This is a genomic window from Undibacterium sp. TC4M20W, assembly GCF_049340245.1.
Classification (GTDB): Bacteria; Pseudomonadota; Gammaproteobacteria; order Burkholderiales; family Burkholderiaceae_D; genus Undibacterium.
Map to the genome: position 1 here is coordinate 80,902 of NZ_JBMPPI010000012.1, position 21,389 is coordinate 102,290.

The window sequence follows — 21,389 nt, forward strand, 5'->3', positions numbered from 1 at the left end:
ATTAAAAATATATCGTTTATCAGGCTGGCTTGCAGTTTGTGGCTTATTTTCACTGTTTTTGACCTCACACAAGCTACGCTGGCAAGTCAACACCTGACATATCCACCCTGTTTCCCTTATCATGCTGTCATGACAGAAGATCAGGAAGTTCTCCTCCCCCCTTATCCTGGTATCCAGGAAAAAGACATATTGCTGGTACAAACGCCAGCAGACGCAGAGCAAGCCTATGCAGAGATGCTGACAGCCGATATTTTGGGTTTCGATACCGAATCCAAGCCGGTATTCTTTAAAGGCCAGCAATCCGATGGCCCGCATCTGATACAACTGGCTACCGATAACAAAGCTTATCTCTTCCCCACGATCAAGGTGCAAAATACCGATGCCGTGAAAGCCTTGCTGGAATCGAAAGAGATACTCAAAGTTGGTTTTGGGCTCAGCGATGACATGAAACGCCTGAAGATCAAACTCGGCATTGTGCCGCAGCATGTGCTTGATCTCGCACGCGCCATGCGTGAGAGCAAGCAACGCGACATGGGCGCAAAAGCGGCGGTCGCCAAATATTTTGGCATGCAACTGCAAAAATCCAAGAAGACCTCAACATCCAACTGGGCTGCCCCAGTCCTGAATGACAGGCAAATCATGTACGCCGCCAATGATGCGCAAGTGGCCTTGCTGGTCTATAGAAAGTGGCTGGCAATAAAGCAAGGATAGAGCAAGGATAAAGCGGGGATGAAGCAAGGCTGAACTTTAAGACGTCCCAACGGTCAGATGGCTCACGATAGCTATATTGACAGGGGATGTATGCTGGCCAAAAAGAAAACGCTTTTACTGCTTGCGGGCACGTGTTTCAGTTTGCTTGGTTTGTTTACTCAGGCGGCACAGGCAGATGGTCTGGCAGATTTAAAAGCCGCGCTGGCGCGTTTGCCAGGGCAAACACCAGTGAAAGCTGTCGTTGAAGCCAAAACATGGAGTCGCCAGGGTGACGGCAAGGACGCTGATGAACAAAATGGCCAGGCCAGTATCAGCCTTGATGACAGCCCGCGTGGCTTACAAATTTTGTACAGCAAGGATTTATTGACGCGCCTCGAAACCGAAGAGCGCGCCAAGGAAAAAGACTCCAAAGCCAAAACCCCCACCATTGCTGCTATCAAGGAAGTCAATTCATCCGAATTGCGTCCCATGGTTTCTGCCGTTGGCAATCTTTCGCGGGTGCTTGAGAAAGCCATCTTCAAAAGTGAAAAAGCCGACGCTAACTACAATGGCAAGCCCGCCCGTTTGCTGAGCTTTGAGATACCTGTTGAAAAGCTCAGCGAAAAAGACCGCAAATACGTCAAGAAATTCGAAGGCAGCCTGGAAGTCTGGATAGGCCAGGATGGTATCCCGCTTGCCAGCCGCATGCATCAGGCTATCTCAGGGCGTGCTTTCGTTGTGATCAGCTTCGAAACAAAAAATGAAGAAGAGCTGGTGTATGGCGTCAGCGGTGACCGGCTCGTCGTGACAAAAAAAGAAAGCAAGAACAGCGGGTCAGGTGCCGGTGAAAAAGGTGAGATGCGCGTGGTCAAAACGCTGCAGGTGCAATCTTGATATGTTTGGGCTTGCTGCAACGCAACACCGATAATTCATAATTGTTTTGTCGATTTAATTTGGTTTGACATTACAATGTAGTGATGTAAAGTTCGTCTCCCAGAAAGGTAATTCCAGTGTTTAGCACGCCTTATTCCTCTCCTTCTTCTGTGTCTTCTGTGTCTTCCTTCGGCCACTACAAACAGCGTCATCTGCGTAAGCTGGCTGCTACTGCCTTGCTGGTATGTCTGGCCTACGGTGCCTATGTTCCTGCTGTCCATGCTGCCCCGGTATTGGCAGATGGTGCTGCAGCCGCAGTCATTTCGGTAAATGCAAAAAAAGTCATCAGCCATGATGTCTATGCGAACTGGCGCACCATACAGGGCAGTGTCCTGAGCCGCGATGGCAACTGGGCAGCTTATGCCCTGGTAGGGCAGGAGTCAGATGGCGAGGTCGTGGTCAGGAATCTCAAAGATGGCCGCGAGTGGCGTGCACCACGCGGCACGACACCAGCCTTCAGTGCAGATGGCCGTTACCTGGCTTTTGCGATTGCGCCAACCAGGGTAGAACTGGACAAGGCCAAGAAAGAAAAAAAGAAGGGTGATGACTTACCTAAGTCTGGCCTGGGCATTATGAACCTGGCGACTGGTAAAGTTGAAAACCTGGACAGGGTAAAGCGTTTTGCCTGGCCAGAAGAGGGCGGCAATTTCCTGGCAGTCTTGTTCGATGCGCCCAAGGAAACAAAGAAAGAGGCGAAGAAAGACGCCGAGCCTGCTGCCAAGGACGATGAAGATCAGCAAGCCGCTGCTGCCTCAGCCGCAGCAAAGAAAAAAGATACAGGCACAGAATTCTTGTTGATTGATGTGGCGAATGCCAAGCGCACCAGCTTCACGGACGTTGCTGATTTTACCTGGGCAAAAAATGGTGAATTGCTGGCTTTCAATATCATCACCAAAGATGCACAGAAAGACGCTCAGAAAGAGGTTCAGAAAGACCAGCAAAAAGATACACATAAAGATGCTGCGGGCGAAGGCGTTTACCTGATCAGCCCGCAAGACCTGACACCACGCACCGTCATGGCAGGTGCAGGCAGTTACAAACACATGAATTTTGATGAGGCAGGTCGCCAACTGGCTTTCGTCAGCAATCGCGATGACCTCGCAAAGAAAAATGTGGAAGCCGAAAAATCTGGCAAGAAAAATGCCGACGCCGAGAAGGCTGACAAGGGCGATAAGTCTGATAAGGCCGAGAAAGCTGAGAAAGTAGATAAGGCAGAAAAAGAAATTACTGCTTTCAACCTGTATTACTGGCGCGCTGGTGATAGCGAAGCCAAAGCGGTCGTTACAGCAAACACCACTGGCATGCCAGCAGGCTGGTTGCCCAGTGAGCACGGTAGCCTGAGTTTTAGCAAGGACGGCCAGCGCCTGTTCTTTGGTACAGCAGAGCTGGCCAAGGCTGATCCCAAGGATGCACCAGAACCTTTCAAGGTTGATCTCTGGCACTGGAAAGACCCTGAGCTGCAATCCATGCAAAAGGTCAAGGCAGAGAAAGAAAAACAACGCAGCTATAAGGCAGTTTTTCATATCGCCGAGCAACGCTTTGTCCAGCTTGCCAACAAGAATATCCCGAATGTGCTGATCAATGATAACCCTCGTTTTGCCATGGGTGCCAGCGACGTACCTTACAAAATGCAGCAGTCATGGGATGCGCTGTATCACGATGCCTACGCGGTAGATTTGCAAACGGGCCAAGCCCGTTTGCTGGCGCAAAAACTGCGCTATGTGCCCAGCCTGTCACCAGGCGGCAAATACGTCATGGCCTTTGATGCCAATAGCAGTATCTGGTATTGCTGGTCAACCGCGGACGGCAGCAAGATCAATCTGACAGGCAAAATCAAGGCGCGTTTTGAAGATGCCAAACGCGATACGCCAGAAGTCAAGGATGCCTATGGTTTTGCGGGCTGGACAGAAGATGACGCCAGCGTCGTTTTGTATGATCAGTTCGATTTGTGGGAAGTCAATCCTCAGACTCTATCCAGCCGCAATGTGACTGCAGGCTATGGTCGCAAACACAATCTGGAATTGCGTTATGTTCCCATCGATACCGAGAAAAAACCGCCCGCTGATGAACCGTCACCAGTGGCTGAATCCAAGGCTTTGCCGACAGATTCATGGATACTGGCAGCTACCAATGAAGGCAATCGCTCTACCGGTTATTACCAGCAAAATCCAAAATCTGGTGAGCCGGTAAAACTCATACATGGCGATAAAATGTTTGCCGGCCTGATCAAGGCCAAAAAGGCGGATACGGTCTTGTTTACGCAGCAAAGCTTTACAGAATTCCCGGACTTGTGGACCAGTAACCTGGCTTTGCAAAACCCGCAAAAAATCAGCAATGCCAATCCCCAGCAAGCCCAGTTTAACTGGGGCAAGCAGGAAATGATTGAATACACCAGTCTCGACGGCAAGAAGCTCAAAGCCTTGCTGGCCAAGCCTGAGAATTTTGATCCGGCAAAAAAATACCCGATGATGGTGTATATCTATGAAAATATGTCAGACAATCTGCATCGCTATGTTGCACCGGCACCTGCCCAGAACATCAATGTTACCCGTTACCTGAGTAATGGCTACATCGTGCTGCGCCCGGACATCGTCTATAAAACCGGGCATCCAGGCAAGAGCGCTTATAACGCTGTGGTACCGGCAGTACAAAAAGTGCTGGCACAAGGCTATGTCGATCCCAAACGTGTGGGTATTCAGGGTCATAGCTGGGGTGCTTACCAGGTCAATTACCTGATCACGCAAACCAATATGTTCCGCGCGGTTGAAGCCGGTGCATCCATGGCGAACATGATCAGCGGTTACGGTGGCATACGCTGGGGTACAGGCATGAGCCGTGCCTTCCAGTATGAAAAACAGCAAAGCCGTATTGGTGGTGCGCCGTGGAATAAAACGGCAGAGTACATAGAAAATTCACCGATATTCTTTGTCGATAAAGTGCAGACGCCTTACCTGACCATCCACAACGACGATGATGATGCAGTGCCGTGGTATCAGGCCATAGAATTCTTCACCGCCTTGCGCCAGTTGGGTAAAGAGGCTTACTGGTTCAATTTCAATGGTGAAAAACATGGTCTCAAAGAACGTGACAACATGAAGTATTTCACGGTGCACATGGCTGAGTTCTTTGATCATTACCTGCTGAACAGCCCACGTCCTGAATGGATGGACAAGCCTGTGCCTTATCTGGAACGGGGCAAGCGGGATGTGATGGGGCAGTTCAAGCCTGTGGGGGCGAAGGCTGAGTAATTTTGGGGAGCCGCGTGCGGCTCTTTGCCATCCGGCAGATTGCAATTGTTGACTTGTTTTTAATCCCTTCTCCTTCAAGTCGATTCGTGGGAACTTGCAAAGCGCTGCTTTGTGCCACGCCTCTCCATGCCGCTTGCAAGCTGCGCTGTGGGATGGCACGAACGAGGATGGGGTTCAGTCAATAAACCGTATTCAAATTATCGTCGCTCCAGCGTAGGCTGGAGCCTAGTGGCGTTCGCCATGCACTTGGGGCGTTATTAAAGCGATTGCCCTCCATGGACACAAGCCGGGTTTCGGCCCGGCAGCCGAAATTCTTTCTTTGCGTCGCCAAAGTAAGTATTCAAAGAAAGGCGACCCAGGCGTAGCCGCCCCTTTGGGGTGCCCATTTGTGCAGTACAAAAAATGGGAAGATCCGAAACTCGCCTGCGGCTCAAACAGCGGCTCTTCTTTTTCCATTTTCTGTACAGCACAAATGGCGGCTACACATGGGAACTGCTGAAAGTCAAAAGCAACGTCAAAATCAAACCCAACAGCAACAGCAACAGCAACAGCAACAGCAACAGCAACAGCAACAGCAACAGCAACAGCAACAGCAACAGCAACAGCAACAGCAACAGCAACAGCAACAGCAACAGCAACAGCAACAGCAACAGCAACCCCCCCCTCGGCAGTAATCCAGATGATCTGAGCAAATTGCTAACAATGGCCAAACAAATCAAACACTGGCTCTCATAAAACTTCAAAAATGTCGTAAACGTCCAATACATACGCCATGTAAGCAGGTAGCATCCACTACATGCACAAGACTCACATTATTCCCAAAGCGCAAACGCATATCTGGCCAGCCAGTGGCCAGGCGGCTGAGCATGTGCTGATGTATATCGTGCGGGATACTCGTGGCTGTCATCTGGATGGGCCGGATCAACTGAATCGTTACCCTGCTACGCCATTCTGTTGCATCACCTGGATGCTGGAAGGTGAGGTGAGTTTGCTGCAACAGGGAAAAATCAAGCGTGAGCAGCGCTTGCCGCAGATATTTGTGGCTGGTTGCCAGAGCCAATATGGAGTGTCGATGAACCTTGGTGACCGACACAGTTTTATGGCGGTGTTTTACTCGGATGCATTTCATGCCTTGTTTGAACTTGACCTGACGACAGTGCAGGACAGATTTGTCGATGCGATGGAGGTACTGAATCCGTCAGGGCTGGCATTGCTGCAGGCCGTTGCGCTGGCGGAGACACATGCTGACCGGCGCTCGCTGATTGAAAACCATGTTGCACAAAACAACAGCGCCCTGCTTTCCAGCCCCTGGTCACGTTTGCGCAAGATGGGGCAGAACCTGAGCCTGCGCCTGAGTTGCAGCCTGCTTGGTGTAGGCGCGCGCCAGTTACAAAGACGGGTCAGGAAAGAAGCTGGCCTGCCTTTGCTGGGTTTGTCACGTTTATGGCGTGCCAAGCGCAGTCACAGCCAGGTCTTGAGCGACCTGGCGCAGGGGCAGACACCAAACTGGGCGGAACATGCAGATGCCCTAGGTTATGCCGACCAATCCCACCTGATTCGCGACTGCAAGGAAGTATCCGGGCGTAGCCCACAGCAATTGCTCAACGATGCCAGGAAAAATGAAAGCGACTGGATTTACCGTCTTTAAGCAAGACGCCAGCCAGAGCTGTCCCACGCTAAGCTTGAACTCACCCTATGAATACTGCTAACACTGATCAACGCCTGCATTCTCTTGATAATCTCAGGGCCATCATGATGTGGCTGGGCATCGTCGTGCATGTATCGGTGAACTATATGATCAATCCATCACCTACGCCTTGGCGCGATAGCCAGACCAGTGTGCTGGCAGACTTATTGATCGTTTTCATCCATGCTTTTCGCATGCCTGTTTTTTTTATCCTGGCTGGATTTTTTGTTGCCATGCTGGTGGCAAAGCGTGGCACGGCAGCCATGCTGCATCAGCGTGTGCGCAAGCTGGTCTGGCCTTTCATGGTGTTCTGGCCCTTGCTGCTGATCTGCATGAGTGTGCTGGTGGCAGTGTATGCGCATCTGAATGCTTTTGGGACGATAGGTGTGGATTTTGAGCTGATTCCGCAAGTACCTGGCAGGCCGCAGGTGTCGCTACTGCATCTGTGGTTCATCTATTACCTGTTCCTGTATTGTCTGGTGTACGCGCTGTTGCTGCGCTGGTCGGTCTTTATCCCATTGACCTTACAGGATGGTTTTGCCAATACCTGGAAAACACTGTGCATTAACTGGTGGGGTATATTTTTCCTGACACTGCCGTTGGCGTTGGCCGGGAGTTTTTACCGCAATGGCATGGTGACGCCGCTGGGTTCTTTCATGCCACACCCTGCAGAATTCATCCATAGCGGCATGTTCTTTAGCTGCGGGATTTTCCTGTATCGCTTTCAGGCAGATTTGCTGCCCCGTTTTGAGCGCAGGTGCTGGTCATATCTTTGCGCCGGTTTGCCGGTCTTCATCGCGTTCCTGGCGCTGGTAAAGAGTGGCGGCAATGCAGACTCTGCCAACCCAGGCATGCAGACCATCATGGCGTATTTATACAATAGCGTGAGCTGGCTCTGGAGCTTTGCCCTGATAGGCTTGTTCCTCCGGTACTTACCTGGTCAGAGTCGTTTGCTGTCTTATCTGGCAGACAGCTCTTACTGGGTTTATCTGGTGCACATGCTGGGGACGATGGGATTTGGTATCCTGCTTTATCACAGCCCTTTTGGCGCTGTTGGGAGAATGATGTGCAATATCGTCCTGACCAGCCTGTTTTGCCTGCTGAGCTACCATTTGCTGGTGCGCGGCGGCTTGATAGAGCGCTTCCTGAATGGGGGCGCGAGAAAAAAGCTCGTTGATGCTGGCTCGGTCAATCCAGGGGTTTCTTGCTGAATTTTGCTAAATCCTAGGCATATTCGTAGGCATATTCGTGGGCATATTTCTCCTTATGCGCTGAGCTCATTGCTGGGATGAATTTCTGTATTTGCAAATAGCACAGTCTTTGGTGCATGATGGCAGGCATTAATCATCATGTCAGAAGCACAGGGAATTTGGATATGCAAACTTCAAATAACAAGGCGACTGTATCAGCATTGCCCAGCGGGCATGGCGCACGCTGGTGGAAGTCTTTCGGACCACAGATAGTCATAGGTTTATTGGCCGGGGTAGTGGTGGGGCTGATAGCACGCAACATGGGTACCCAGGGTAACGAGGCCAATTGGCTGCAGGTTGCGCTTGGTGCAATTGGCAATGCCTATGTAGGCCTCTTGAAACTCATGATCCCGCCGCTGATATTGACGGCAGTGGTCAGCAGCATTGCCAATCTGCGCCGTTTGCAAAATGCAGCGCAACTGGCAACACAGACCTTGATCTGGTTTGCGATTACTGCTTTTATCGCAGTAGCTATAGGCCTGACAATAGGCTTGCTGGCAAATCCCAGTGCCGGTGCGGTAGTCGATGCTGCCAAGGCCAGTGCACCGTCAAGAACCGGCTCATGGTGGGCTTTTCTGAATCAACTGTTACCGGGCAATATCCTGGGCATGACCGCCAGCAGCTCAGTCAAGCTGGTAGGTGAGAAAGCGGTTGCCTCCACCCAACTGGGTTTCAATGTTCTGCAATTGCTGGTGATCTCGATTGCAGTAGGTATTGCTGCACTCAAGGTTGGTGAGCGTGCAGAACCGCTGTTGCGTTTTACCGATGCAGTCGGTGCGGTGGTGCAAAAAATATTGTGGTGGATCATACGCCTGGCACCAATAGGCACACTGGCCCTGCTGGGTGATGCGGTTGCCAGTTATGGCTGGGATGCGCTGGGTTCACTCGCCAGCTTCAGTGCCTCAGTGTATGTGGGTTTGTTGCTGGTGTCGTTCGTGGTGTATCCCTTACTGGTCAAGTTGCATGGCTTGTCCGTGCGCCAGTATTTCACAGGCGTCTGGCCTGCGGTGCAACTGGGGTTTGTATCACGTTCATCAATGGGTACCATGCCTTTGACAGAGCGGGTGACCGAGCGTTATCTCGGTGTGCCGCGTGAATATGCAGCCTTTGCCGTGCCACTCGGCGCAACCACCAAGATGGATGGCTGTGCCTCAATTTATCCGGCAATATCCGCTATTTTTATCGCGCAATTCTATGGCCTGCATCTGGATGTCACGCAGTTGGCATTGATTGCCCTGGTTTCTGTACTGGGCTCAACCGCGACTGCTGGCACTACCGGTGCCACTGTCATGCTGACACTGACTTTATCTACCGTGGGTCTTCCACTTGAAGGTGTCGGTTTGTTGCTCGCTGTGGAACCTATCATTGATATGGGCCGTACTGCAGTCAATGTCGCTGGACAGGCACTGGTACCAACCATAGTCGCCAAGCGCCTGGGTTTGCTAAATCTGGAACTCTATAATGCTGAGCGTACGGCAGAAGCGCTGGAAGCTGAGATTGTCGAACGTCAGGCAGCATAAGTCTGATAACGCTGGCGGGCAGTTGAGTCTATTGCGATGAAGCGCATCAGCATCCTGGATGGTAGTCCTTATTTTAATACCCCTGATTTGCCTTTGCAATTCGGCCAGTCTGCGGTAATGGCTGGCGATATCAAAGCAGCTCTGCCCGTCGGCGTGCTGGAGTTTTATCAGGGGGCACCAGCCTGCCATTTGCTGGCCTGGAACGATACAGATAGCGCAACGATGGGCCTGAGCAGATCAGGCAGCCTTATCGTGTTTGAACGCGCCCGCTTGCTTGAATTAACGATCAATATTTTGCGACGGGCCAAAGGAGCTGGCTGGATATATTTCGAGGCAGTGCTTACAGATCAGGATCAGCCACTGGTGTTGCTTGAAGCCGTTACATTTAATGAAGCTGGTCTGGCATGGCTGGAAGCAAGAACTGCCGTTTTCGAGGCCGTGTTTGGCGTCAAGTCAATATTGATTGAGCATGGCTATGATTGTTAAATTGTTTTAGAAGGTGATGGATTTGATATGTCATAGCCATAATTTTCAATATGAAAATGACCAGTCTGAACCAGTCTTGCAACATGGCGACAAGTCCCGCTTGTAAGCTACTGAAAATTGTTAAATACTGGAGATGGGAAGGTTCCATCACTGATGGTTTGATTGCTTATTTGGTCACTGATAGTCACTAATAGTCACTAAGCAAGAACGCGAAATGCCTGTCCCGGTTTGAAAGCCCATTATCGTGCGCGCATTTCTATTCACTTTTTTCTGTAGTGCCTGTGCCTTTGCGAGCGCCCATGAACAGCCCGTGCAACCTGAGGTGTTGCGCTTTTCTTCTTCGCTTAGCGAAGCCGGTGAGGCCTTCGCAGACAGCAAAATTTTATTGGAAAAACTGTGCAGGCAAAGCGGCCTGAGTTGTATCCTCACTGCATATCCGCCCGGTCGTGCGGTGAAGATGCTGCAAGATAGCGAAACAGCGGGCGAGTTACCGCGCTTTGAAGAATTCCAGAATCTGGTACCAACAGCAAGTCGTGTTCCTACGGCTTTGGGTTATCTGAGTTTCAGTTTGCTTACGCATGATAAAAATATAGTCGTGAAATCCATGGCCGACCTGAACAGACACAAAGTGTTTTATGTGCGCGGCAATGCGGCAATTGCAGCGCATAAGGAGCTGGATCATCTGATAGCAGTAAGCTCAGAACATGATTGCGCCTACATGGTGTTAAGAAAACTCGGGGACGCCTGCATCATGACCAAATCGCTGGCGCTGAAAATGATAGAGGAAAGCCAGGCTGCTGCCGGCAGCTACTACCTGCAAGATTTATTTTTCAAGCCAGTTTATTTATACCTGTCACCCCGTTATCAACATCTGCAAGAGACCCTCGATCAAAAACTCAGGAACATGCGGCCAGAAGAAAAAATCGCACAGTAGCGAAATTTTAATATAAAGGTATTTACCTAAGTATTGTTTTGCGCTATATTATTCGCATGTCAAACCAGCAAACTCAACTCGATCATCTGTTTTCTGCTCTCGGTGATACAACACGGCGTGCTGTACTGGCACGCCTGTGCCAGGGGCCGGCAGCAGTCAGCGAGTTGGCGCTGGAATTCGACATGGCCCTGCCTTCATTTACCCAGCATCTGCGGGTACTCGAACATTCCGGTCTGGTAGTGTCTGAAAAAAATGGCAGGGTAAGAACATACCAACTGGCACCAGCGGGCTTGCAAGAAGCAGAGCAATGGCTTGCTTCGCAGCGCAGCGATTGGGAAAAACGCTTTAACCAACTCGATGCTTACTTAAATAAGATAAAGGAGAATCATGATGTCTGAAGCAACGACGGAAGAAGGTAAATTTGATCTGGTGCTGGAGCGTATAGTTGATATCCCGCCATCTTTGGTATGGGCTGCCTGGACTACGCCTGCCCATTTGCTGGAATGGTTCACGCCTGCTCCGTGGAAAACCGTGGATTGTGAGATAGACCTGAAAGCTGGCGGTATCTTCCGCACGGTCATGCGTTCGCCTGAAGGTGTTGATCACGACAATGCCGGTTGCTATCTCGAAGTCATCCCTGGAAAAAAACTGGTGTTCACCGATGCACTGGGGCCAGGTTTTCGTCCTACCGGCAATTCCTTCATGACTGCTATCGTTACCTTTGAGCCGCATGAAACGGGAACCCGGTATAAAGCCGTCGTCTTGCATAAAAATGCAGAAGACAAGCAAAAACATATGGAAATGGGATTCCATCAGGGCTGGGGCACTGCCCTCGACCAACTGGTCGCCCATATGAAAAAACTCAATTGACAGTACAAATGCCAGACTAAGGATCATATGAAGGCCCAGTTCGCCTTTTTACATACTTCACCGGTACATGTAGAGGGCTTTGATGCTCTGGTGCAGGAACTGGCTCCGGGACTTAAAGTACATCACCATGTTGATGAAAGCCTGCTCATCGCTGCCCAGCAGTTTGGCGCAACAGATGCTGCCGTTATTCAAAAAGTGGAGGCAGCGATGCATGCGGCTTCCACAAATTGTGCAACTGGCTATGTGAGCATGGTGGTATGCACCTGTTCCAGCATAGGCGGGATTGCCGAACGCATGAACGGGCGTTCAGGTTTGCAGGCGGCCAGGATAGACCGTGCCATGGCAGATCGCGCAGTCGCTTTGGGGCCGCGCATTTTGCTGGTCGCCGCGCTGGAAAGCACGCTTGATCCAACGACGGAGTTGCTGATGGAGTCGGCCAGGGCTGCAGGTAAAACGATAGAGATCAGCACACTCCTGTCTGAGCAGGCCTGGGGGTATTTCCTGCAAGGCGACAGGCAGGCTTATCTGCAAGCGATCAGTGATGCGGTCAGGCTGGCATTGCAGGATAAAACTGCTGACATTGATGTCGTGGTACTGGCACAGGCATCAATGGCAGCAGCGGCAGAAGAGTTAAGTGATCTGGGTGCCGAGGTGTTGACCAGCCCCCGGCTTGGTGTGGCACGCGCCATCAGTGCATTGACACATGCTTGATACAAGCTTGACACATGCAAACCAGGGACTGTGATTGCTAATTTCTTGCTAATGTCCCTCATAGATTGCAAACACAGCACCCTGAGGATCAGCCAGAACTGCAAAGCGACCAGTATTTGGAATATCACTCGGTGGCACATACGTCGCCGCACCCAGGGCCTGTGCTTTTGCAGCTGTAGCGTCGCAGTCTTCAACGCTGAAATAGGCCAGCCAGTGTGAAGGTGCCATGACACCATCTGGCAAAGCCATCATGCCGCCTATGGCAGTGCCATGTTGCTGCCACTCGGTATAAGTCATGGCGTCATCGCTGCCTGTGCTGGCATCCCAGCCAAACAAGGCTTTGTAATAGGCTTCTGCTTTTGCCGTGTCACTGGTATTGAGCTGTCCCCAGCAAAAAGCGCCAGGCTCATTATGTATGCCTACACCCGTGTTTTTACCCGGCTGCCAGATGTTGTGGAAAGCGCCGGTAGGATCTTTTAATACTGCCATGCGGCCCAGGTCATACACATCAAATGCCGGGACGACGACTTCACCACCCAATTCTGCGCTGCGCTTTGCCGTGGCCTCTGCATCTGCTGTCGATACATAGATAGTCCAGTGCGGCGGTACGCCTGCCTGCTGTTCCGGGTCCAGGGTATATGCTGCTGCGGCATCGTGACCCTTGAGCTGGAAAATCGTGTAATAGCTTCCCGGTCCCATCTCATTGTCCTGATGTCCCCAGTCGAACAGTTCGCCATAAAATGCTTTTGCAGCTTTTTGATCACTAGTGCCAAGTTCTACCCAGCAAAAGGCACCAGGTTCATGTGAGCTTACGATACTCATGCTGATATCTCCTTCAGTTTATGTCGGTTGGAAAACGATGGGTTAGGGCAGTTGTTCGGGGAGTGAAAATATAGCAGTGCAGCTCAGGAATTATAAGCTGCCCCACTAAAAATGAAATGGGAATCTGGATGGAAATATGCAGTTTGTGCGCTTGATAAAACTTAATGTTATGCTATCGCATATGGTTTTGTTGCGCACCTGCAATTTGCACTGGCATCAAAAGAAAATCCCTCAGCCCCTCTGTATTCATGCCGCAAAAAAAATCGCTGTTTTCACTACTCATCCTGACGACCTTGACAGCCTGTCAGCCTGCCGCAAAATCTGTAGTCAAGCAGATTCCACAGCAAGCCGCAATCCCCGCATTGAGCAAGGAAAATGTAGGTGACTTCGAGAATTACAGCGTGCTCAGCACGCAGGATGAATGGAAGATCATCACCTGGTCCGGCAAAGCGGTAAGCCAGCCCGGCAACAAGATCAGGGGTGGAATCTCAAGCACGGTCAGCATACTGAAAAAAGAAAAGCAAGCCTGGCGGGTCGTTTCGCAAAAGCAGTTTGCCGATAGTTATAACCCCCGCCTGCAGTTACATACCGAATTCACCCTGGCAGGAAAACCAGTCTTCATTCTCAAGTTACAACAAGGCGCAGCTTATGAAGAGTTGCAAGTGTATGGCCTGGCTCAGGGTGAATACAAGCTGCTGCAAGGCCTGGTAGCCGGGGCATTTGAGTGGACTTATGATGCAGCCGGAAATAAGAAATCTCTATTGGCAGTATCTGCAACACCAGGAGAGCAAGCAGCAACTTATCAATGGAATGGTCAGCAGTTCATGCTTATTAGCGCTGCTGAGACATCAACAAAATCTGCTGATTATGTCACAGATTAAATTTCGGAAAATGAAATCAAATTGAAACTCTCCGCTTATTTAAGCAGCGTAACTGCTTCGGTATTTTTTATAGCCTGTATTTCGTTCGGCGCAGATGCAATTGCGCAAACAGTCGCCATCACTATCGACGATGGCCCCAATCTGGAACAGACGCCAAGGCTGAGTCCTGAACAGCGTAACCAGGCCATGCTCAAAGCGCTGGCCAGACATGGCGTGACTGCTGCCCTGTTTGTCACGGCAGACTATGCAGCAAAACAACCCGCTGGTTATGTACTGGCCAAAGCCTGGGGTGATGCCGGACATGCTGTCGGCAACCACAGCATGAGCCACCCCGATTTGCATAGTGATAAAGTCAGCCTCGCACAATATCAGCAAGAAATACTGGATTGCGACGCCATCATCAGCACCTTGCCCGGCTACCAGAAATGGTATCGCTATACTTATCTGCGCGAAGGTAATACACCAGAAAAACGCGATGGCATGCGCAGTTTTTTGAAGCAGAATAACTACCGTAATGCCTATGTCAGCCTGGATACCAGCGACTGGCGCCTGAATGAGAAACTGGTAGAAGTGCTGGAAAAAAATCCCCAGGCAGATGTGAGTGCCATCAAGCGCGCTTACCTGGCCCATATACGCCAGCGCGCCGAAGCTTATCGCGCCTTATCCTGGCAATTGCAGGGGCGCGATATTCCGCAAGTCATGCTCATGCATCACAATCTGATCAATGCCCTGTGGCTTGATGATGTGCTGGCCCAGTTCAAGGACATGGGCTGGAAGTTCACGACCCCGGCTGCGGCATTCAGTGATTCAGTCTATCAATTGATACCAGAACGTTTGGCATCAGGACAAAGCCTGTTGTTATCCATGGGCAGAATACTGGGCTTGGGCAAGTATCCTGGCGGAGAGCGTTTGGTCGATGATGGAGATTTTGAGATTGAGCAATTGAAGCAGCAGGGTTTGTGATACCTGCGCTGTTATCCAGGAATACCTGATGGCTATCCAGATCCACTACCAAGACGACACGCGCGACCATGAACGTGACTACGGGAAATGGTCTGGGCTTTTGTTGAATGTCAGCAATGCCCCGAAACCCATGCTTCGTCTGCGCACGGCGGCAGGCAAGCGCATGCGCTTGGATGCGGGTGATCTGCCCATTTTGTGGGCGCAAATTGATGGTGATTATTATGAAGGTGTGCATGTTTATCGTAGCTTGCCACAGCATCAGGAGTGGTTGCCATCCATCAGTTCGGCTGAAGTGCAAAAGATCGCCTTGATGCCAGTAGAGCAGCAAAAAAAGCGATGGCTAAAGTATTTTGTGCAGGCATTGCATGAGACCAGAATCAACTGCCTTTCAGACGGGTTGTGGTCATTGGAGTATTGTGATGGCAGTCAGTCGTATGAGCCGCATTGGCGTGGCAAACATCGATTGCGCGATTGGCATGCCGGGGCAGGGGATGAGGACTTCCAATTGCTACAGGCACCTTGCGTGTATCTGGACTGGTGCCTGTCTGGCAGTGGTCAGATATTAAATGTGTTTGCTCCGCAAGCCAGGGATAGCGGGCGCATCAAATGGTGGCGCAAGCTCGCCAGGCTTGGACAAACGCCACCCATACTCGTCTGGTACATACACAGCCTCAGCGCTTACATGATATTGGATGGTCATGACCGTTTGCAAGCCTGTCTGCTCGAAGGTGTTCAACCTGCTTTTGCTGTCTTGACATCCTTTTATGAAGTGGCTATTCACAGTGACCCTGGACGCGAACAAGCCATCCTGCATCAGGTAAATCTGACAGCGGAAAGAATCGCCAAGGGCACAGAGAATAACCCGGCTAGCTTCGTCAATATGCAAAAATTGCTGGCACAGGCGTTTGATCGCAGACCAATGCGTCGCTTCATTACCCGCAGCTCGGCGACTTTGGATCCGCAAGCATGGGACGATGAGGTTGCCGCCTTCATGCGCCAAAAAGCTGCTACTTACTGTATTTATTTACGCGGCCTGTGATGAATCACATCAATTCTGTAAAGCAATTTACTGTTGCATTAATCTCAGCAAAATCTCAGTGAAATAGCGAAACACCGGATTGTATTCAATATTTGTATTAAAAATTGTTGCTCGCCATCACGCCTCCTCTCTTTGGTATATGATCAAATAGGGTATTACCGCTCTCTGCTGGTAATGACCTGCGCTTAGTCCGATATGTCATGCCGATATAGCGGGCCTGCTAAATACGTGCAAGCACACTCTGATCAGAAATGCCGGGTAAATATGAGTCTGGATAATTTGCACAAGAGCAATGAAGACGGTCAGCATTTGCTGGACCTGTATCGTCTATGCATGAATGATATTGCGCGCAATACTGACCTGACGGATAGTTTGCTTCGCATAGTCAGCAGCCTGGATGCCCATTATTCTGGTTTGCTGTCTGCTATAGTGGTGCGTGGTATTGAGACTGATCTGCTGCTTGCTTCAAATTTATCCCAGCCCTGCCTTGATGACATACGCAATATGCATGCAGTGGTCGAAGATGCATATCCAAAAGGCGCAATTCCTGAGCGCAGCAAGCAAGTCAGCCGGTTGCAGGAACTTGCGCAAGACCATGACCTGTGGCTGCTAGCTGAGATACCCATTTCCAATGATGAACACAGGCAGTCAGATGGCTTGTATTTTTTTGCTAAAAATGGGGCAATTGAAAAAAAGCCCGATCAGCATGTCTTGCAAGAGCTTGCAAGCCTGATCGCTAATCTCATACAACACAAGCACGCGCAGCAAAAATCCCTGCACGCACAGTCACTGGCTGAGCAAAGCCAGGCCAATATGTTGCGTATGGCACTGGCCTTAGAGGGTAGTGGCACTGGCATCTGGGACAGGGATGTGCCTGGCGGACGAATACATTATTCACCCGGCTGGAAAGCCATACTCGGTTATACCGATGCAGAAATTACCGGGCGCATAGAAGACAGTTATGCGCGCCTGCATCCTGATGACAGCGCCTATGTGCAAGCGACCATACAGGCACATTTTGAGGGGCTCACTGAGCAATATGTCGTCGAACATCGGGTGCGTTGCAAGGATGGCAGTTATAAGTGGATATCCAGCCGTGGCAAGGTAGTCAGCCGTGCGGAAGATGGCAGCCCCTTGCGCATGATAGGTACCACCACTGATATCACGGCCATGCGGGTTTTGTCGCAGCGTCTGCAAGAAAGTGCAGACCTGGTGACTTGCCTGACCAATGAAGTGCCAGGCCTCGCCTATCAATACTGCATGCAAGCCAATGGCGAAGAAAGTTTTACCTATCTCAGCGAAGGCATACGCGATATTTATGAATTAAGCCCGTTACAGATGCAGGAAGCCGTGGCGCTGATACACGCACGTATACATCTTGATGATTTTCCTGCCTACCGCAATGCCGTCCTGAAATCAGCCAGCAGGCTGGAACACCTGCATCTGGAATACCGCGTCAATCTGCCGCAACAAGGCATACGCTGGCGTCAGATGGATGCAAGGCCACGCCGCCTGCCGGATGGCGCTACCCTGTGGCATGGTTTTATTACCGATGTCACTGAACATAAACGCATAGAACAAGAGTTGCAGGAACTGGCGACCATCGATTTTTTAACGCAGATTCCTAACCGCCGTAGCTTCATGGGGCGCATGGAAGAAGAGCTGGCGCGCATGCAGCGCGGTGCTAGCAAGGCGGCAGCGGTATTGATGTGTGACCTGGATAATTTCAAGCTCATCAATGACACCTATGGGCATGCCATAGGCGATCTCGTGCTCAGGCATTTTGCCCATATCCTGCATGATGAACTGCGTAAAAGCGATTATGCAGGCCGGGTAGGTGGTGAAGAATTCGCTGTGGTGCTGGCAGGCACCAGCATTGCCGATGCCACCGTTTTTGCTGAGCGTGTACAAAAACAATTACTGGATACGCCAGTCAATGCGCATACCCATATTATTCCGGTCACGGTCAGTATAGGGATCGCGCTTATGCAAGCCAGTGATATTGATGCCGATGTCTCGCTCTCATCCAGTGACATGGCCTTGTATCGCGCCAAGGAAGCTGGCCGTAACCGTATTATTGTTGCGGCAGATTAAAACATTATTTTCTGCTTGCCAGCCATTGTGCCTTATCCATGGAATAAACTGCAGTGTCCATGTCATACCAGCGCTCTATGCCACGGTATTGCATGCCCAGTTTTTTCATGATATTTGCTGAACCATGATTGTCTTGATGGCAGACCGCGCACAAGGATTCTGCCTTGAGGTTTTCAAAGGCGAACGCCGCCATGGCCTGCGCGGCTTCTGACGCATAACCCTTGTTCCAGCTTTCCTTGCGCAGACGCCAGCCAGTTTCCAATGGGTTGGCCGGGTCGCGGCCCAGATGCTGTATGCAGCCAGCACCGATGACTTCATTGCTGTCTAGTTCTATGAAGCTCCACCAGGAAAAACCATATTCTATCCAGCGCGCCTTGATGCGTTCTATCATGGCCTGTGTGTCTTCTGGTGCGTCTGGTTTGCCAGTAATGTATTGCATGACTTCGGCCTGGCTGTTCATGTGGAACAGGCCATCAAAATGGCTGTCGTTCATTGGTTCCAGGCGCAGGCGTGCAGTAGTGAGTATGGTCATGATCAGGCGGCTTGTTGAAAATAGGACATACGAGTGTAAGCCTGAAATTCAACTCTTTCAAGCAGCACGCCGCATGACAAGCTTATGCATCATGCGCGCAGTACATCCCTGACAAATACGGTCAGGTCGGTTGATTGCGGCATGACCTTGGCCTGGTACATCATGTCACCGACAAAACCGCGATGGTAAGTAGCGTGATTGACGACGTGTAGCAGCATTTCCTGACAACTCATGACACCTTCGCCACCGCCAATAAAATTGAAATGGATGACGCGTTCGAGATCTTCGTCAGTCAGGTCTTTTGCGAAGTCACGGTACCACTGGTTCATTTGTTTGGATGCACTCCAAAGATCAGGCAATGCTGGTGTGGTAGCTGTATTGCGGTCCTGATATTCATGTTGTTGCCCTTGTAGATGCGCACGGAAGATATCATCGATGACATACACATGGGTCAGGGTATGCAGCATATTGCCAAAGCGGGTAAGACGGGGGCGCAATACCTCTTCTTCAGGCAGGGCACTCAGCATGGAAAACATCTTGTCGTCAGCCCAGGCCTTATAGTGGGTCAGCATGCATATATTTGATAACATCGTCATTCATATTCTCCGGTATGGGTAAACAAATCTGCCTTACGGATAGAATATGCCTGTTGAGATGCGGTCAGTAGATACAGATGTTTGCGATTCCGGCAGATACAAAAGTACGACAAGGGCCGAGCGGCACAAGAGCACAAAGACACAAAGACACAAGCGCACAAAATAAAAAGCCACCAGAACATCAGTCCGGTGGCTCTTGACCTCAGCATCTGCAAGCCGGGGCTTGCATCGCTTTATTTTTTGAACCTGGCTTCCGCAATGCGGTCGGCCACGACGCTGGTTGGCAGGCCTTCTGCATCTGCGCGGGCAAATACTTCTGCCAGGGTTTCACCGATACGGCGTACATGGGCAACCATGCCGTCTTCTGGAGTGTTCAGGTATTCATAGCACACCTTGATAATACCGCCGGCATTGATGACAAAGTCAGGTGCATACAAAATACCTTTTTGACGGCAAATTTCGCCCATCTCTGGTGTCGCCAGTTGGTTGTTGGCGCCACCGGCAACGATCTTTGCTTTCAGGCGTGACAGCGTGTCCGGGTTCAGGGTCGCACCGAGGGCGCATGGTGCATAGATATCGGCTTGCACATCATAGATGGCGTCGATGGCGACGACTTCTGCACCCAGTTCTTCTTGCGCGCGTTTCAGTGCACCCTGATCGATGTCGGTAACGATGAGTTTGGCACCTGCTTCTTTCAACTGGCGCGCATAGTCATAACCGACATGGCCCAGGCCTTGCAGGGCCACGGTCAGGCCATCAAAGCTATCACGTTTTAAATGGTGTTTGACTGCGGCCTGGGCACCAACGAAGCAGCCCAGTGCAGTGTAAGGGGATGGGTCGCCACGGTCACCCAGACCGGCAACGTATTTGGTTTTGCTGGCAACATTGGCCATGTCTGCCGGGCTGGTGCCTACGTCTTCTGCTGTGACATAACGGCCACCCAGGCGCTCCAGGGCTTCACCCAGGGCTTCAAACAGCGCAGGGGTCTTGTCAGTTTTTGGATTGCCGATGATGACGCTTTTACCGCCACCGATAGGCAGGCCAGCAACGGCGTTCTTGTAGGTCATGCCGCGCGATAGGCGCAATACATCACGTACGGCTTCGGCTTCATCTGCATAATTCCACATGCGGCAGCCACCCATGGCTGGGCCAAGATTGGTGTTGTGGACTGCGATGATGGCTTTCAAGCCGGATTTGGCTTCGGATGCGAACACGACTTGTTCGTGGTCGTCGAAATTGATTTCATTAAATACAAAGGCGGTCATGCTTATGGCTCCGCGCGGATCAACCAGACGAGCTGCCAGATCAGGCAGATGCACTGGTGCCGCAAAAAAAGTTAGTTAAATAGGTGGTGTTGTCATGCAAATAAAACTGTCTTTGATCACGGGTTGGTGCAATCAAAAACGCAGGGCGGTGATTGTGTCACGCGTGCGCAGTATAGGGGAATAGGGTGTGAAACTCAATCTTGCCAGCCAGCTACAAGCAGGGTTTTTGCTTATGCCGCAGCGCTGATTTGCGTCAGATCAAGAAGCTCTTTCATAAAGCGTTCCTGGGTCTTCAGGCAAAAACCGGCGGAATACGGATTCATGAAGCCATGTTTGCTGCCCTTGACCAGTTCCGCATTCTGATTGCGCTGTCGCAAGTCGGCCACCAGTTCTGCCGGTTCAAACGCGGCTTCTTGCTCAGCAAATATCAGGCGTGTCGGGCAGGCAGGCTGTACATCACGGTGATCGCGGATGCGCGAACCATAAAATAATACCGACTGTTGCAGATTTGCCATGGCCGTACTGGCACTATTGAGCCACAAGGCGCTGGCACCGGCGCTAAAGCCTATGGCATAACGCAGGCTGGATTGATGAGTCTGGATAAGCTGAGACAGATTACTCGCATAGGCAGCGACACCACCTTCAGCGATAAATGCATGATAGGCAAGTGTTTCTGCGGGGTATTGTGTTCTTTCGCCGGTAAAAGGCGAGGCGATCAGGCAGGGCAGGGGAAATTGCCGGGCAAAACTGGCAATCGCAGGCGTATTGCCAAAAACATCAGTCACAATCAACAAGACGGGTGGTGAAGCCGGAGCAGCCGGAGCAGATTTAGCCGCAGACACAGTAACAGACGCATTAACAGAAACAG

The 21,389-nt window shown here is 51.0% G+C and carries 21 protein-coding genes; 16 read left to right on the forward strand and 5 right to left on the reverse strand.

All coding sequences use genetic code 11. From position 1 onward, the window contains the following. Positions 1–129 precede the first annotated feature (129 nt). From ACO0LL_RS15945 to ACO0LL_RS16000, 12 genes are all read left to right on the forward strand, one after another. Complete coding sequence (locus ACO0LL_RS15945) at positions 130–711, forward strand: 3'-5' exonuclease (RefSeq protein ID WP_422951835.1); 582 nt, start codon at positions 130–132, stop codon at positions 709–711. 90 nt (positions 712–801) lie between these two features. After that, positions 802–1,584 (forward strand): hypothetical protein, encoded by a 783-nt coding sequence (locus tag ACO0LL_RS15950; protein WP_422951836.1) that lies wholly within the window; start codon positions 802–804, stop codon positions 1,582–1,584. Between the two features lie 116 nt (positions 1,585–1,700). Then, on the forward strand, positions 1,701–4,871 hold the full coding sequence (locus ACO0LL_RS15955) for a prolyl oligopeptidase family serine peptidase (RefSeq protein ID WP_422951837.1): 3,171 nt from the start codon (positions 1,701–1,703) through the stop codon (positions 4,869–4,871). Positions 4,872–5,257: 386 nt separating this feature from the next. Continuing rightward, positions 5,258–5,545 (forward strand): hypothetical protein, encoded by a 288-nt coding sequence (locus ACO0LL_RS15960; RefSeq protein WP_422951838.1) that lies wholly within the window; start codon positions 5,258–5,260, stop codon positions 5,543–5,545. A gap of 122 nt (positions 5,546–5,667) precedes the next feature. Next, complete coding sequence (locus ACO0LL_RS15965; protein WP_422951839.1) at positions 5,668–6,519, forward strand: helix-turn-helix domain-containing protein; 852 nt, start codon at positions 5,668–5,670, stop codon at positions 6,517–6,519. A gap of 47 nt (positions 6,520–6,566) precedes the next feature. Next, positions 6,567–7,769 (forward strand): acyltransferase family protein, encoded by a 1,203-nt coding sequence (locus ACO0LL_RS15970; protein WP_422951840.1) that lies wholly within the window; start codon positions 6,567–6,569, stop codon positions 7,767–7,769. A 164-nt stretch (positions 7,770–7,933) separates the two neighbouring features. After that, positions 7,934–9,328, forward strand: coding sequence for a dicarboxylate/amino acid:cation symporter (locus ACO0LL_RS15975; RefSeq protein ID WP_422951841.1), 1,395 nt, complete (start codon positions 7,934–7,936; stop codon positions 9,326–9,328). Positions 9,329–9,364: 36 nt separating this feature from the next. After that, positions 9,365–9,814, forward strand: coding sequence for a hypothetical protein (locus ACO0LL_RS15980; RefSeq protein ID WP_422951842.1), 450 nt, complete (start codon positions 9,365–9,367; stop codon positions 9,812–9,814). Between the two features lie 244 nt (positions 9,815–10,058). Next, positions 10,059–10,748 (forward strand): hypothetical protein, encoded by a 690-nt coding sequence (locus ACO0LL_RS15985; protein WP_422951843.1) that lies wholly within the window; start codon positions 10,059–10,061, stop codon positions 10,746–10,748. A 56-nt stretch (positions 10,749–10,804) separates the two neighbouring features. Then, the gene (locus ACO0LL_RS15990) at positions 10,805–11,146 is read left to right on the forward strand and encodes an ArsR/SmtB family transcription factor (protein WP_422951844.1); all 342 of its coding nucleotides are present in this window, start codon (positions 10,805–10,807) and stop codon (positions 11,144–11,146) included. Continuing rightward, positions 11,139–11,618 (forward strand): SRPBCC family protein, encoded by a 480-nt coding sequence (locus ACO0LL_RS15995; RefSeq protein ID WP_422951845.1) that lies wholly within the window; start codon positions 11,139–11,141, stop codon positions 11,616–11,618. Before ACO0LL_RS15990 ends, ACO0LL_RS15995 begins: the two co-directional genes overlap by 8 nt. A gap of 27 nt (positions 11,619–11,645) precedes the next feature. After that, positions 11,646–12,329 (forward strand): Asp/Glu/hydantoin racemase, encoded by a 684-nt coding sequence (locus ACO0LL_RS16000; protein ID WP_422951846.1) that lies wholly within the window; start codon positions 11,646–11,648, stop codon positions 12,327–12,329. 48 nt (positions 12,330–12,377) lie between these two features. On the opposite strand, the gene ACO0LL_RS16005 is transcribed toward ACO0LL_RS16000, so the two are convergent. Then, a complete protein-coding gene (locus ACO0LL_RS16005) occupies positions 12,378–13,151 on the reverse strand; it encodes a VOC family protein (RefSeq protein WP_422951847.1) in 774 nt (257 codons plus the stop codon). Positions 13,152–13,399: 248 nt separating this feature from the next. Here ACO0LL_RS16005 and ACO0LL_RS16010 point away from each other — a divergent pair, with 248 nt between their 5' ends. The 4 genes from ACO0LL_RS16010 (at position 13,400) to ACO0LL_RS16025 (ending at position 18,128) form a co-directional block, all read left to right on the forward strand. After that, on the forward strand, positions 13,400–14,032 hold the full coding sequence (locus tag ACO0LL_RS16010) for a hypothetical protein (RefSeq protein WP_422951848.1): 633 nt from the start codon (positions 13,400–13,402) through the stop codon (positions 14,030–14,032). 21 nt (positions 14,033–14,053) lie between these two features. After that, complete coding sequence (locus ACO0LL_RS16015) at positions 14,054–14,995, forward strand: polysaccharide deacetylase family protein (RefSeq protein WP_422951849.1); 942 nt, start codon at positions 14,054–14,056, stop codon at positions 14,993–14,995. Positions 14,996–15,023: 28 nt separating this feature from the next. Further along, positions 15,024–16,034: a ParB/Srx family N-terminal domain-containing protein gene (locus ACO0LL_RS16020; RefSeq protein WP_422951850.1), complete on the forward strand. Its 1,011-nt coding sequence runs from the start codon at positions 15,024–15,026 to the stop codon at positions 16,032–16,034. 264 nt (positions 16,035–16,298) lie between these two features. Next, positions 16,299–18,128: a sensor domain-containing diguanylate cyclase gene (locus ACO0LL_RS16025; RefSeq protein ID WP_422951851.1), complete on the forward strand. Its 1,830-nt coding sequence runs from the start codon at positions 16,299–16,301 to the stop codon at positions 18,126–18,128. A 4-nt stretch (positions 18,129–18,132) separates the two neighbouring features. On the opposite strand, the gene ACO0LL_RS16030 is transcribed toward ACO0LL_RS16025, so the two are convergent. From ACO0LL_RS16030 to ACO0LL_RS16045, 4 genes are all read right to left on the reverse strand, one after another. Next, positions 18,133–18,660 carry a GNAT family N-acetyltransferase gene (locus ACO0LL_RS16030; protein WP_422951852.1) on the reverse strand — a complete coding sequence of 176 codons (528 nt, stop codon included), beginning with the start codon at positions 18,658–18,660 and terminating at the stop codon, positions 18,133–18,135. An 89-nt stretch (positions 18,661–18,749) separates the two neighbouring features. Then, positions 18,750–19,256 carry a DinB family protein gene (locus ACO0LL_RS16035; protein ID WP_422951853.1) on the reverse strand — a complete coding sequence of 169 codons (507 nt, stop codon included), beginning with the start codon at positions 19,254–19,256 and terminating at the stop codon, positions 18,750–18,752. A 233-nt stretch (positions 19,257–19,489) separates the two neighbouring features. Next, on the reverse strand, positions 19,490–20,521 hold the full coding sequence (locus tag ACO0LL_RS16040) for a Leu/Phe/Val dehydrogenase (protein WP_422951854.1): 1,032 nt from the start codon (positions 20,519–20,521) through the stop codon (positions 19,490–19,492). Positions 20,522–20,751: 230 nt separating this feature from the next. Further along, positions 20,752–21,363, reverse strand: coding sequence for a dienelactone hydrolase family protein (locus ACO0LL_RS16045; protein WP_422951855.1), 612 nt, complete (start codon positions 21,361–21,363; stop codon positions 20,752–20,754). Positions 21,364–21,389: the final 26 nt, after the last annotated feature.